At 69.5% G+C, this 13,499-nt stretch carries 12 protein-coding genes; 11 read left to right on the top strand and 1 reads right to left on the bottom strand.

The genetic code is table 11. The features are described 5' to 3' along the window. Nucleotides 1–779 (top strand): tyrosine-type recombinase/integrase (locus AC08OX_RS04420; protein WP_476606639.1); only part of this gene is annotated, 779 nt, incomplete at its 5' end. Here AC08OX_RS04420 and AC08OX_RS04415 read toward each other — a convergent pair. Beyond that, entirely contained in the window at nt 764–1,339 is a 576-nt protein-coding gene (locus AC08OX_RS04415) for a murein hydrolase activator EnvC family protein (RefSeq protein ID WP_476606638.1), read from the bottom strand. The two genes, AC08OX_RS04420 and AC08OX_RS04415, sit on opposite strands and share 16 nt — an antisense overlap. A 1,026-nt stretch (nt 1,340–2,365) precedes the next feature. Here AC08OX_RS04415 and rpsB point away from each other — a divergent pair. The 10 genes from rpsB to AC08OX_RS04365 all read left to right on the top strand — a co-directional run bounded on the left by rpsB (nt 2,366) and on the right by AC08OX_RS04365 (nt 13,468). Next, nucleotides 2,366–3,235, top strand: coding sequence for a 30S ribosomal protein S2 (gene rpsB / locus AC08OX_RS04410; RefSeq protein ID WP_011437957.1), 870 nt, complete (start codon nt 2,366–2,368; stop codon nt 3,233–3,235). 265 nt (nt 3,236–3,500) lie between these two features. After that, nucleotides 3,501–4,115 (top strand): translation elongation factor Ts, encoded by a 615-nt coding sequence (locus tag AC08OX_RS04405; RefSeq protein WP_476606637.1) that lies wholly within the window; start codon nt 3,501–3,503, stop codon nt 4,113–4,115. A gap of 276 nt (nt 4,116–4,391) precedes the next feature. Further along, a complete protein-coding gene (frr, locus tag AC08OX_RS04400) occupies nt 4,392–4,949 on the top strand; it encodes a ribosome recycling factor (protein ID WP_476606636.1) in 558 nt (185 codons plus the stop codon). 246 nt (nt 4,950–5,195) lie between these two features. Continuing rightward, a complete protein-coding gene (locus AC08OX_RS04395; protein WP_476606635.1) occupies nt 5,196–6,014 on the top strand; it encodes a phosphatidate cytidylyltransferase in 819 nt (272 codons plus the stop codon). Between the two features lie 101 nt (nt 6,015–6,115). Then, on the top strand, nt 6,116–7,381 hold the full coding sequence (gene rlmN / locus AC08OX_RS04390; RefSeq protein ID WP_476606634.1) for a dual-specificity RNA methyltransferase RlmN: 1,266 nt from the start codon (nt 6,116–6,118) through the stop codon (nt 7,379–7,381). Continuing rightward, the gene (locus AC08OX_RS04385; RefSeq protein WP_476606633.1) at nt 7,362–8,681 is read left to right on the top strand and encodes a CE1 family esterase; all 1,320 of its coding nucleotides are present in this window, start codon (nt 7,362–7,364) and stop codon (nt 8,679–8,681) included. The genes rlmN and AC08OX_RS04385 overlap by 20 nt, the downstream gene beginning before the upstream one ends. A 161-nt stretch (nt 8,682–8,842) precedes the next feature. Next, nucleotides 8,843–10,123: a 1-deoxy-D-xylulose-5-phosphate reductoisomerase gene (gene dxr, locus AC08OX_RS04380; protein ID WP_476606632.1), complete on the top strand. Its 1,281-nt coding sequence runs from the start codon at nt 8,843–8,845 to the stop codon at nt 10,121–10,123. Nucleotides 10,124–10,154: 31 nt separating this feature from the next. Next, the gene (locus tag AC08OX_RS04375) at nt 10,155–11,339 is read left to right on the top strand and encodes a M50 family metallopeptidase (RefSeq protein ID WP_476606631.1); all 1,185 of its coding nucleotides are present in this window, start codon (nt 10,155–10,157) and stop codon (nt 11,337–11,339) included. A gap of 109 nt (nt 11,340–11,448) precedes the next feature. Then, entirely contained in the window at nt 11,449–12,603 is a 1,155-nt protein-coding gene (gene ispG, locus AC08OX_RS04370; protein ID WP_011437949.1) for a flavodoxin-dependent (E)-4-hydroxy-3-methylbut-2-enyl-diphosphate synthase, read from the top strand. A gap of 13 nt (nt 12,604–12,616) precedes the next feature. Continuing rightward, complete coding sequence (locus tag AC08OX_RS04365; RefSeq protein WP_476606630.1) at nt 12,617–13,468, top strand: GNAT family N-acetyltransferase; 852 nt, start codon at nt 12,617–12,619, stop codon at nt 13,466–13,468. The last annotated feature ends 31 nt before the right edge of the window (nt 13,469–13,499 follow it).

Raw genomic sequence — 13,499 nt, 5'->3', positions numbered from 1 at the left:
GCGCCGCCGGGGCGGCGCCGGCAAGCCTGGCCCGGCGCGCCTCGATGGCCCGGGTCTTCTCTTCCTATGCGGCGCGCCGTGGCTTCCTCGACACCGACGTCGCCGCACGGCTCGTGGGTAACCGTACGGTCAGAAGGGTGCCTGAGGTGCTCACCGCCGCGGCCGCGCGTCAGCTCCTTGAGAACCCTTCGCCTGATGTGTCGCCCCCGGGCACGTCGCAGCCGTCTGGGCTGCCGGACTCGACGGCAGACTCCGAGCGGGTCGTACGGCGGGCGGTGGAGCTGCGGGACGCACTCGTTCTCGAGCTTCTGTATGGCAGCGGAATCCGGGTGTCCGAGCTGTGCGGTCTTGACCTGGGGCACATTGATGACGACCGAAGGTTGCTGCGGGTCCTCGGTAAGGGCGGCAAGGAACGCAGCGTGCCGTTCGGCGTGCCGGCGGTGGCCGCCCTACGGTCCTGGAGATCAACGGGACGGCCGCGGCTGATGACCGCCCGTAGCGGGCGTGCGCTGCTCCTCGGCCTGCGCGGAGGTCGCCTCGATCCGCGCACGGTACGGCGGATTCTGACGACGAGGGTGGCGGCCGGTGTCGCTCCGGCCGGCCTGACTCCGCATGGTCTGCGGCATTCGGCGGCGACGCACATGCTGGAAGGCGGGGCCGATCTGCGCTCCGTCCAGGAATTTCTCGGCCATGCGAGTCTCGCGACCACGCAGATCTACACCCATGTGACACCGGAACGGTTGCGCGCGGCCTTCGAGCAGGCTCACCCCCGAGCCTGAGACAAGGCCGGGGACCCAGGGGAGCGATCTGCTGGGAGGAGGGGCAGGAGGCGGGGCGGAGTTCTGCGGAAGAACAGCAGGGGATCGAGGTAGTCCGTCCCGCGCAGAAGCCCCCAGTGCAGGCATGCGGCCACCGGACAGCCTGGATGGCCATCGCTCATCCAGCCGAGCAGGTCTCCGGCTCGGACCGCGGTTCCGGGGCTGATCGCCGGCGTCAGTGGTTCGTAGGTCGTGCGGAGGTCGCCATGCGTGACGGTGACGATGCCGCGGTTCGCTACGGACCCGGCGAAACTCACCACCCCGTCGGCTGCGGCGAGAACCGGGGCTGCCGGAGAGGTCTTGAGGTCGACTCCGCGATGACCGGGTCCGTAGGGCGAAGGCGGGCGTTCGAAACCGCGGCTCACCGTGACGGCCCCCGACAACGGCCATCGCAGAGCCCGGACCCCGCCGCCGTGGGCCGGCGGTGCCGCGGAGTTCTCCGGTCCGACGTCGCCGGCTGGCGGGTCCGGCTGCTCGTCCCCTTCTCCGCCGCCCAGCGGGCCAGCGGCCGGCGGGGTCACGGCCGGCCGCGTTCGTTCCCCGGCCCGGCGGGCCGCCGGGCCGGGGGGATCGTGGGGCGGAGAGCGGCCGGACGGCGGGAGTCTCCGGTCGTCGAGGTGACGAGGTCGCTTTCGGCGAGGGGGCCGGGGGCGAGGGGGCCGGGTGTGCCGCCGGCGTCGACCGCGCCGTGGACGGATCAGGTGTCGTCGAGGGTTTCGCCGACGTGCCGGGGGTGAGCCTGAGAGGAGGTGGGCCCGCGGTCCTCACCACAGCCCGAACCTGGCTGATCCCCAGAGCCTGCTCGATGACGTCGTGGCGGGGCTCGGTACCGAACCCGTCACCGGGGCCGAGCCCACCGGCGGAGTCGGTCGCACCGGACGGGGCAGACCCCCCGGGCTCGGACAAGGAGTCGGACAAGGCGGTGGTGCTCCGTTGCGGATCACGTGTCGCCAGGACGAGGCGTGGCCCGTCGGCGTGCGGCTTGATCGGCATCGTGACGGGCCGTCCCAGGGCGATCAGGATGGCGACCGCCGGGATGACGAGCCAGAGCGGGTCGAAGCGTGGCAAAGGGGGCATGACGGTGACACCTCCGGGTCCGGGGGAGGCGCGGCGGCCGGATCCGGTCCAGGTCCGCTCGTCCGGCCGCCGCTGTGCCGGTCCGAAGAGGGGAGCGGACCGGCCTCGTCCACGGTGCGGCGTTTTGACGCCGTTGGGTAGACCGGCCGTGTGATCTGTGGATAACTCCCGCCGCGTGCTGTCGATGCCCGCGCTCTGTGGACATCGCCGGCCGGTCCGTTGATCCGATCCGCTGTGGTAGTCCGATGGATCCTCGTGCCCGGCGGGTATCATCGATCGCAGGGCCCGTCCACCGGGCCCAGTTCGCACGCCCACTTCCGATGATCCGGATCGGATCATCGGAAGGGTCTCCTCGGTCCGCCGCACAGCGGCGGCCACGACCAACCGGGCGTCAGGGGCTGCCGTCGTCAGATGGCGCCGTCACAACCGAGGCGTTCCGGCCCAGGCCGGGCGGGAAGGAGCGACGTCTGATGGCCGTCGTCACCATGAAGCAGCTGCTGGAGAGCGGTGTGCACTTCGGGCACCAGACCAAGCGCTGGAATCCGAAGATGAAGCGGTACATCTTCACCGAACGTAACGGCATTTACATCATCGACCTGCAGCAAACACTGTCCTACATCGACCGCGCCTACGACTTCGTCAAGGAGACCGTGGCGCACGGTGGGACGGTCCTGTTCATCGGGACGAAGAAGCAGGCCCAGGAGGCAATCGAGGAGCACGCGGCCCGGGTCGGAATGCCGTACGTCAAGGAGCGGTGGCTCGGTGGTATGTTGACCAACTTCTCCACGGTCTACAAGCGTCTTCAGCGGCTCAAGGAGCTCGAGGAGATCGAGGTGACCGGCGGTACCGAGGTGCGCACGAAGAAGGAGCAGCTCGTGCTGACCCGGGAGAAGGTCAAGCTGGAGCGCACTCTCGGCGGTATCCGCGACATGAGCCGGGTGCCGAGCGCGGTGTGGGTCGTCGATACCAAGAAGGAGCACATCGCCGTCGGTGAGGCCCGCAAGCTCGGCATTCCCGTCGTGGCGATTCTCGACACGAACTGCGACCCGGACGAGGTCGACTACCCGATCCCCGGTAACGACGACGCGATCCGCAGCGCTGCCCTGCTCACCCGGGTAGTCGCCGATGCGGTCGCGGACGGTCTGATGGCCCGCGCGGGCGCCTCGAGCTCTGCCGATGCCAAGCCCGAGCAGTCCGCGGGTGAGGAGCCGCTCGCCGAGTGGGAGCAGGCCCTGCTGCGTGGTGAGGCACCAGCCGAGGCCCCGGGTGCGGTGGAGCCGGCGACGGCGGAGCCCGCGGACGGGACACGGCCGGACGCCGCGGTCGGCACCGCGGTCTGACCCGCTACCGCGTCTCATTCGCCTGCGGTGGTGGCGATCGACCAGCGGTGACATTGTGTGAGGATGACGGTGGTTCCCCGAGTCGGGTCGGGGACCACCGCTCCCGAATGTCAGGCCTGGTTCCGGTGGTCGGACCCGTGCACCGGATCGGGCGCGCAGCCAGGGCCGCTCGGGCGGGCGCTCCCGCGGCGCCCGGAGGGCACCGCGGGGCCGGGGCCGACAGAACTACGACAGCATCCAGACCCACACCGACGAGAAGAGCACCATGGTAGAGATTTCAGTCGCTGACATCCGGAAGCTCCGGGAGCTCACCGGCGCTGGGATGAGCGACGTCAAGAAGGCGTTGGTCGACAACGCCGGGGACTTCGAGAAGGCGAAGTCCTGGCTGCGGGAGAAGGGCAAGGCGCAGGTCGCCAAGCGTGCGGCACGCAGCGCCGCCAACGGTCTGGTCGAGTCCTATCTGCACCGGACCGACCCGCAGCTCCCGCCCACCCTCGGCGTGCTCGTCGAGCTTCGCTGCGAGACGGACTTCGTGGCCAAGACCGAGGACTTCAAGCAACTCGCCCGCGATCTCGCGCAGCACATCGCCGCGGCGGACCCGCTGTACGTCACCGCCGAGCAGATCCCGAACGAGGTCCTCGAGGCGGAGCGAAAGATCTACGAGGCCGCGGCCCGCGAGGAGGGCAAGCCCGAGCAGGCGATCGCGAAGATCGTTGAAGGGCGCGTCAACGGGTATGTGAAGAGCAGCGTGCTGCTTGACCAGCCATGGGTGAAGGACGGCAAGGTGACCATCCGAGCTCTGCTCGACCAGGCCGGCGCGTCACTGGGTGAGAAGATCGAGGTCGGTCGGTTCTCCCGGTTCAACATCCGCCAGGCCTGAGCGTCGTCGGACCGCCGGCTCCCTGATCGGGTGGCCGGCGGCCGCCGGCTCCGAGGCTTCTCGGTGGGTGCGGTGTCGGCCCAGGTCGGCGGGACGTCGTGGTAGGGCACACTGCAGGCGGCGGCTGTGCGATCATCGGTCAGGCGAATCCGGGACCGGGCGGGACGGCTTCGCCCCTGGGACGACGAACTCGGCTGCGCTCGGCCGAACCGCGGTGATGACAGGACCGGCGCCCGGTGGACGCCGGCGGACCAGGAACAGACGGAAGGAAATGCGGTGATCGACGACACGCTTCTCGAGGCCGAGGAGAAGATGGAGAAGGCGGTCTCGGTCGCCAGGGAGGACTTCGCGAACATCCGCACGGGGCGTATCACTCCCGCGGTCTTCTCCAAGATCCTGGTGGACTACTACGGTGCTCCGACACCGGTGCAGCAGCTCGCGTCGTTCCACATCCCGGAGCCACGTATGGTGATCATCACGCCTTACGACAAATCGTCCCTGGGAGCGATCGAGAAGGCCGTGCGTGCTTCCGATCTCGGGGTCAACCCGAGCAATGACGGCACCATCATCCGGTGTGTTTTTCCGGAGCTGTCCGAGCAACGGCGTCGCGATCTTGTCAAGGTGGCTCGGACCAAGGCCGAGGAAGCCCGGGTGAGTATCCGCAACGTCCGACGTCACGCCAAGGACACGATCGATCGGATCGTGCGGGACGGCGATGCCGGCGAGGACGAGGGCCGGCGGGGTGAGAAGGATCTCGACGAGGCAACTCACCGATACGTCGGACAGGTGGATGAACTTCTTCGGCTCAAGGAATCGGATCTTCTCTCGGTTTGATCATTCCCGCGTCCGTTCTCGATACCGGCCGCTCGCTCCGATGTTCGGTTCTCATGGTCTCGGAACCGCCTGGACGGTCCCCGGATCCGCGCATGACGCATACGCGATGCGGCGGTCGCTGCCCACGGCCGGGCAGCCATGACAACTGTCGACGGCCGCGCGGTGGCTGAGTCCGGGCCGTCCGGGTCATCCGCGCCGCCGGGATCCTCGCCTGGGTCCGGTAATCACGGCCGGCCCGCCGGGACGGTGTCCCGGCCCTCACGTGCCGGCCGCAATCTGCCGGCCGCCATCGGTGTCGGCGTCCTTCTCGGTGCCGTCATCCTCGTTCCGCTGTTCACTCTGCGGGTGATTTTTGTCGGGGTGATCAGTGCCGCGATGGCCCTGGGCACCCACGAGGTGGTCCGCGCGATCCGACTGACGCAGGTACGGGTTCCCCTGCTTCCCCTGGTTGCCGGGGCGGCGGCCATGCCGGTCGTCGCGTACGCCGACGGGACCACCGGCCTGCTGCTGACTCTCGCCGGCACCATCGGCGTGGCGGCGCTGGTCCGTGCTTTCGGGCCATCCACGGGTCTGCTCCGCGACGTCGCCGGCGCCGCGTTCGTGGCCGGCTACATCGGCTTTCCGGCCGGCTTCGCCGCGCTGCTCACCGAACCCTCCGATGGTCGCTGGCGAGTCGTCGCCTTTCTGGGAACGGTGGTGGCCAGCGACGTCGGTGGTTACACGGCTGGTGTCCTCTCCGGCGGTCGGCACAAGATGGCCCCCACCGTCTCCCCGGGGAAGTCGTGGGAGGGATTCGCCGGTTCGGCGGTGACCTGTGTGATCGTCGCCGGGATCGTGCTGGCCTGGCCGCTGGAGGCCGAGGCCTGGCAGGGCGTTCTGCTGGGGCTGGCGGTCGCGTGTACCGCGACGATCGGCGACCTGGGTGAGTCTCTGCTCAAGCGCGACATCGGCATCAAGGATATGAGCAGCCTGCTGCCCGGCCATGGTGGCCTGATGGACCGTCTGGACTCGTTGTTGTGCACCGCCCCGGTCGCCTGGCTTCTGATCACTTCCTTCCTGAACTGATCGGAACCGGGTCCAGTCGACCGGTCTCGCCTCTCGTAGGCCCCTTCGGACAGATCCGTGCATTCGTCTCGGTCGCGGTCACCTGGCAGACTGGATCCGCGATGACTGCCACGACCGCCGAATCCGGACGTCCGGACCAGCCCCCGACCGCCGAGGCGGGCCGGCCCGTGCGGCTGACGCTCACCCGGCGAGCGGGCCGAGCGCCGCGTCACCTCGCCGACCTGACCCGGCAGGAACGGCGTGACGTCGCGGTGTCGCTGGGGCAGCCGGCCTTCCGCGCCGATCAAGTGGCCCGGCACTACTATGCGCGGTTGATCGCCGCCGATGAGCCCGAGGCGATGACCGACCTGCCGGAGCGGGACCGCCAGCCGCTCCTCGACGCCCTGCTGCCGAGGCTGCTCGTCCCGGTGCGGACGCTGAGCTGCGACGACGGTCTGACCCGCAAGACGGCATGGCGGACCGTGGACGGCGCTTCTCTCGAGTCTGTGATCATGAGATATCCGGATCGCGCGACGGTCTGTGTGTCGAGCCAGGCGGGCTGCGGCATGGGCTGCCCGTTCTGTGCCACCGGTCAGGGGGGGCTGGCCCGAAACCTGTCGACCGCGGAGATCGTCGAACAGGTCGTGCACGCCGCCCGGGTTCTCCAGCGCCGTGAGCTCGCGGGCGGCGAGACCAGGTTGTCGAACGTGGTCTTCATGGGGATGGGCGAGCCGCTGGCGAACTATGCCGCGGTGATCGCCGCGCTACGCCGCCTCACCGCTCACCCCCCCGAGGGCCTGGGCCTGTCGGCTCGCGGCCTGACGGTCAGCACTGTCGGCCTCGTTCCGGCGATTCGTCGTCTCGCCGGAGAGGGCCTGCCGGTGACTCTGGCGGTGTCCCTGCACGCCCCGGACGACGTTCTGCGGAACGAACTCGTCCCCATCAACACCCGTTGGCCGGTGGTCGAGGTGCTCGCGGCCGCCTGGGAGTACGCCGAGGTGACCGGCAGACGGGTAAGCGTCGAGTACGCGCTGATCGACGGGGTCAACGATGACGTGGGACGCGCCGACGCCCTCGCGGACCTGCTCGTCGGCCGGCTCGCGCATGTGAACCTCATTCCGTTGAATCCGACCGGTGGATCCTCGTGGCGCGCCAGCGCCCCGGCCGGCCAGCGCGCGTTCGTCCGCAGGCTCCGGGACCGCGGCATCGTGACGACGGTGCGCGACACCCGGGGCCGGGAGATCGCGGCAGCCTGCGGACAGCTCGCGGCCGAGCCGGCCGGGAAGCCGGAGCGGACGGACCGGCCGGAGCAGCTCGGATCCGACCGTCTCGTCGAGTTCGGTGCCGTGGGGAGCACGACGCCTGACGGTGACCGTGTCCTTCGGTAGTCCGACGAGTCGACGCCGGGGGGCCTCCCGGCCGGGTATCCGGGCGACGAACACCGTATGGCTGCCGATCACGGCCGCCGCCGGAGTGTTGCTGCTGCTCCTGTGGTACGCGATGTCCCAGGAGCCGGGGCCGGCGAAGACCTCGGCGACCCAGGCCGCTCTCGGGGCATCCGGCGGTCGTGCCGCCGTGGCGTCGGCCATACCGTTGCCCACGGTCCCACCGCCCCCCGAGAGCGGCTGCGTCACCGGGAAGACCCTGCCGTCCGGGATCGGTACCCGCGCGCTGCGGGTGGGAGGAACCGAGCGCGGCTACGTCCTCGCCGTACCGACCGCGGGTCCACGGGCCAGGCCACTACCACTGATCTTCAATTTCCATGATCTGAATCAGACGCCGGAAGATCTGGAAGCGTACACGCGGCTCGCCGATCAGGGGACGAAGGCGGGCTTCGTGGTCGCCGCCCCGATCGGGACGCAGGGGCGGTGGAACTTCACCAGATCGAAGGCGGTGGGACCCGACGACGTACTCTTCGTCGGCGCGCTGCTCAACGACCTCGTTGGTCAGATGTGCCTGGACGCGGGACGCGTCTTCGCCGTGGGCTACGGGGACGGCGCGAACATGGTGCTCACGCTGGCCTGCGCGCTGCCGGGCCGTCTTGCGGCGGCGGTGACCGTCGGGTCGAGCGTGCTGCCCGGCTCCTGCGCCAAGCCCGCCACCAACGTCCTGGAGATCCATGGGACCTCGGACCAGATCGCACCGTATGCCGGCGGAGGTGCTCCGCGACCGGCCCCCTTCACCGGGGTCGTCGCGCAGCCCGTGGAAGACCGGCTCACCCGGTACGCCTCCGCTCTGGGCTGCGGCGGAGCCCGCCAGACCTCCCGGGACACGGCCGCCTGGCAGCGCACCGTGTGGAGCGGCTGCCCAGCCGGCCACGATGTCGGACTGTTAGCCATGCAGGGCGCGGGGCACACCTGGCCGGGGGCGCAGGCACGCCCGGCGCTGGGTCCGACCTCCGTCAGCCTGAGTGCCACCATTGTGGCGTTGACCTATTTCGGTTACACGCCTACGCCCGCGACAAGTGGCCTGCCCGGTCCCGCCGTCTCCGCCGGTCCCGCCGGCCCGGGCGTCGCCACCAGTCCGACTCCCGCGGCACCGTCGACTGGATCCTCCGGACCCGCCGCATCCTCCGGACCTGCCACCACGCCGGCGTCGCCCGCCGCCCCGGATGCCACCCCCCGTGCCGAACCGTCCGGGCAGCCGGCAGCCGGCGCCACACCTTCTTCCTCACCCGGCCGGGGATGAGTAGACGTCGCAGCCGTCGTCGACGTGACCGACCGGGCCGACGTGCCACCCCGATCGGGGTGGCCGATCGGGGTGGGCGGCAACCGCAAAGTCCTGCCCACCAGACCTGACGAAACGTAGTTGTCACTGGACCCATTGCGCATCTTCGGGTGGCACCTGTCATGAACCGAACAGGGCGGTGTCGAGCGGTCGGTGGGCCTGAGAGAATAGGTGACGTGGTGGAGGCTTCGATCCTGCGTGAGGTTGTCCTGCTCGGGTCCACCGGTTCGATCGGAACCCAGGCAACAGATGTCGTACGCCGCAACCCGCAGCGGTTCCGGGTGGTGGCGTTGATGGGCGGCGGGTCCCGGGTGGACCTGCTCGCCGCTCAGGCACTGGACCTCGGCGTCCAGGCCGTGGGAGTGGCGGCGGCCTCGGCCGCTCAGGACCTCCAGCTGGCCTTCTTCGCCGAGGCGTCGCGGCGGGGTTACCGTCGGGGTGAGTTCCCCGTGCCAAAGATTCTCGCCGGTCCCGACGCCGCGAGCGAGATCGCGGCGTGGCCATGCGACATCGTCCTCAACGGCATCACCGGCTCGGTCGGGTTGGCCCCGACGCTCGCGGCGCTGGCCGCCGGCCGGACTGTGGCGTTGGCGAACAAGGAATCGTTGGTCGCCGGGGGGCCGTTGGTGCTCGACGCGCTCGGTGGCGACCCCGACCGCCTGGTGCCGGTGGATTCCGAGCACTCCGCACTGGCGCAGTGCCTGCGTGGCGGGCGGCGGGACGAGGTACGCAAACTGGTGTTGACCGCCAGCGGAGGTCCCTTCCGCGGGCGCCGCCGCGACGATCTTGCCGCCGTTACCCCGGAGCAGGCGTTGGCCCATCCCACCTGGGACATGGGACCCCTGGTGACGATCAACTCGGCGACCCTGATGAACAAGGGGCTCGAGCTGATCGAGGCGCACCTGTTCTTCGGGGTTCCCTACGACGACATCGAGGTCGTCGTGCACCCCCAGTCGTTGGTGCACTCGATGGTCGAGTTCACCGACGGCTCGACGATCGCTCAGGTCTCCCCGCCGGACATGCGACTGCCCATCGCGCTGGCGCTCGGCTGGCCGGACCGGGTGGCGCAGGCACAGCCGCCGATGGACTGGTCGCGGGCGCAGGCGCTTACCTTCGAACCGCTGGACGAGGTGGCGTTCCCGGCGGTGGAGCTCGCGCGCACGGCCGGGCGGCGCGGCGGCACCGCCCCCGCGGTCTTCAACGCCGCGAACGAGGAGGCGGTGGCGGCCTTCCTCGCCGGGCGGCTGCCCTTCATCCGTATCGTCGACCTGGTGGCCGAGGTCATCGCCGAGCACGAAGTGATCGATCATCCCACCGTGGAGGAGGTGTTCGCCACCGAACGAGCCGCGCGGGCGGCTGCCGGGCGGCTGATCCGGCGCGAGACCGAACGGGACACGGTATGAGCCGCCCCCCCGGCGCCGAGGGGGCGGTCTGATGGAGCTTCTCGGCATTGCGGCGTTCGCACTGGCCCTGCTGGTGTCGGTCGTCGCGCACGAGGCCGGGCATTTCGTGACGGCCCGGCACTACGGCATGAAGGCTTCCAAGTTCTTCGTCGGTTTCGGGCCGACCATCTGGTCCCGGCGGCGGGGGGAGACCGAGTACGGTGTCAAGGCCATTCCGGCCGGCGGTTTCGTCAAGATCGAGGGGATGACTCCGCTCGAGGAGATCGATCCGGCCGATGAACCCCGCGCCTTCCACAATGCGCGGGCGCGGGCCCGGCTCGTGGTCATGTCGGCCGGTTCCTTCGTGCATTTCGTCATCGCCATCGTGCTGGTCTACGGAGTGCTCGTTGTCCTGGGCACGACCACGATCAGCGAGTCGAGGGTCGGCGCGACGAGTTGCGTCGCCACGACCGCGACTTGTTCCGGACCGGGGCCGGCCGCGGCGGCCGGTCTGCGGCCGGGTGACCGGATCGTCAGCTTCGGGGGAGTTCCGGTCACGACCTGGACGCAGTTCACCCGGCAGGTGCGTGCGCACGGAGCGGGGCCTGCGGTGATGGTCGTCGAACGGGACGGCCGCACCCTCACTCTCACGCCGAACCTGGTGGAGGTCCGGCGTGATCGGGAGACCGGGCAGGCGGGCGACGACCGGGTCGGCGCCTTGGGCGTCAAACCGGGAACCGAGACAGTGCACTACAACCCGATCGAAGCGGTGCCCCGCACCTTCGATGTCATCGGGTCCGGGTTCACCGGTATGTACGAGACGCTGACCCGCCGGATCGGTGATATCGGTAATATCTTCAGCGACAACCGCGACCCCCAGGGTTTCATCAGCGTGGTGGGAGCGGCGCGTATCGGCGGTGACGTGGTCTCGGCCGAGGGCAGTTCGGCTGTGGACCGGGTGCGGAACCTTCTCATTCTGGTCGCCGCGATCAATCTCGCGGTCGGAATTTTTAACCTGTTGCCCCTACTTCCGTTGGACGGCGGTCATATTGCCGTGCTGGGCTTCGAGCAGGCCCGGCATGGTCTACGCAGGCTCCGGGGTTATCGCGGTCCGGTGCAGAAGGTGGATTTCGCCAAACTGTTACCAGCCACGTACGCCACGGTCGTCGTACTGCTCGGGTTCAGTCTGCTTGTCCTGTCCGCCGACATAGTCAATCCTATTCGTCTGAATCGGTAATTTCGTATGAATATGCGCGACGGTGTGCCATTCTGCCCTGCCTCCTGCAGCCGACAGGCCGAGTCAGTCGCACGTCGATCTTCGTCTCCGATTCGCCAGTGAGGACAACGTGACCGTAACTCTGGGCATGCCAACCGCTCCGGCCCGTCCGCTCGGCACGCGGCGGCACAGCCGGCAGATCCACGTGGGCAACGTCCTGGTCGGGGGTGACGCTCCGGTCTCTGTTCAGTCGATGTGCACCACGTTGACGTCGGACGTCAACGCCACGCTGCAGCAGATCGCACAGCTGACAGCGTCGGGATGCCAGATCGTCCGGGTCGCGGTGCCAAGCCAGGACGACGCCGACGCCCTCGCCGCGATCGCCCGCAAGTCCCCGATCCCAGTGATTGCCGATATCCACTTCCAGCCCAAGTACGTCTTCGCCGCGATCGACGCGGGCTGCGCCGCGGTCCGGGTCAACCCCGGCAACATCAAGGCTTTTGACGACAAGGTCGGAGAGATTGCTCGCGCGGCGAAGGCCGCCGGCGTTCCGATCCGGATCGGGGTCAACGCGGGTTCGCTCGACAAGCGGCTGTTGGCGAAGTACGGCAAGGCCACGCCGGAGGCGCTGACGGAGTCGGCCTTGTGGGAATGCTCGCTGTTCGAGGAGCACGACTTCCGCGACATCAAGATCTCGGTGAAGCACCACGACCCGGTCGTCATGATCCAGGCGTACCGGCTGCTCGCCCAGGCCTGCGACTACCCGCTGCACCTCGGTGTCACCGAGGCCGGACCGTCCTTCCAGGGCACGGTCAAGTCCGCGGTCGCCTTCGGGGCCCTGCTCGCCGAGGGAATCGGTGACACGATCAGAGTGTCGCTGTCGGCACCGCCGGTCGAGGAGGTGAAGGTCGGCACCGCGATCCTGGAGTCCCTGGGACTTCGGCAGCGTAAGCTCGAAATCGTATCCTGCCCTTCCTGCGGTCGGGCTCAGGTCGATGTCTACACCCTTGCCAATCAGGTCAGCGCCGGTCTCGAGGGCATGGAGGTCCCGTTGCGCGTCGCCGTCATGGGCTGCGTCGTGAACGGGCCGGGCGAGGCCAGGGAGGCCGATCTCGGCGTCGCATCCGGGAACGGCAAGGGTCAGATCTTCGTCCGAGGTGAGGTCGTGAAGACCGTTCCGGAGGCGCAGATCGTGGAAACCCTCATTGAGGAAGCCATGCGGCTGGCCGAGGAGATGGCGGCGGACGGCACCCCGTCCGGCGAACCCTCGGTTTCCGTAGGTTAACCGGTTCGACCGGATGGGCCTACCTCTGCGGTCCGCGCCGACCCGTCTGCTTGACGACAGGGATCTTCCGGCCGTCCGCGAGCTCTTGGCCCGCAACCCGGTCGCCGATATGTTCGTCGCATCTCGGGTCGAGGCGGCGGGGCTCGACCCGTGGCGTCTCGGCGCCGAGATGTGGGGGCACAGCGTGGACGGCCGCTTGGTCGCCCTGTGTTATTCCGGCGCCAACCTCTGGCCCGTGGCGGCGGGCCCCACCTCGGCGAGACTGTTCGCCGAGCGGGCCCGCCGGCAGGGACGGCGCTGCTCGTCCATCGTCGGCGTCTCCTCCTCGGTGACGGCGATGTGGAAGCATCTGGAGCCGACCTGGGGGCGGGCCCGAGAGGTACGGGCCGACCAGCCCCTGCTGGTGCTCGACCGCCCGCCGCGGGTCGCCCCCGATCCGGCGGTGCGTCCGGTGCGCCCGGACGAGCTGGACGTCATCCTGCCGGCCTGCATCGCCATGTTTACCGAGGAGATCGGGGTGTCCCCGGTGCTCGCCGACGGCGGCGCCCTTTACCGCGCCCGCGTCGCCGAGTTTGTCGGTCAGCGGCGTTCCTTCGCCCACATCGCCGACGGCCGGGTGCTGTTCAAGGCCGAGATCGGCGCCGTCGCGGGCGACGTCTGCCAGATCCAGGGCGTCTGGGTCGACCCGGCGCTGCGTGGGCGCGGCCTCGGCGCCGCAGGAACCGCGAGCGTGGTCGCGCTGGCGCGGGCCGCCTTCGCCCCGCGGGTCAGCCTGTACGTCAACGACTTCAACCATGCCGCCCGCCGGGTCTACGACCGGGTGGGCTTTCAGCGGGTCGGGACCTTCGCGTCGATCCTGTTCTGAGATCGATCCTGTTCTGAGGTCGATCCCGGTC

This window comes from Frankia sp. CoBUL1 (genome assembly GCF_978021245.1).
This window is presented reverse-complemented; position numbering and strand designations above follow the sequence as displayed.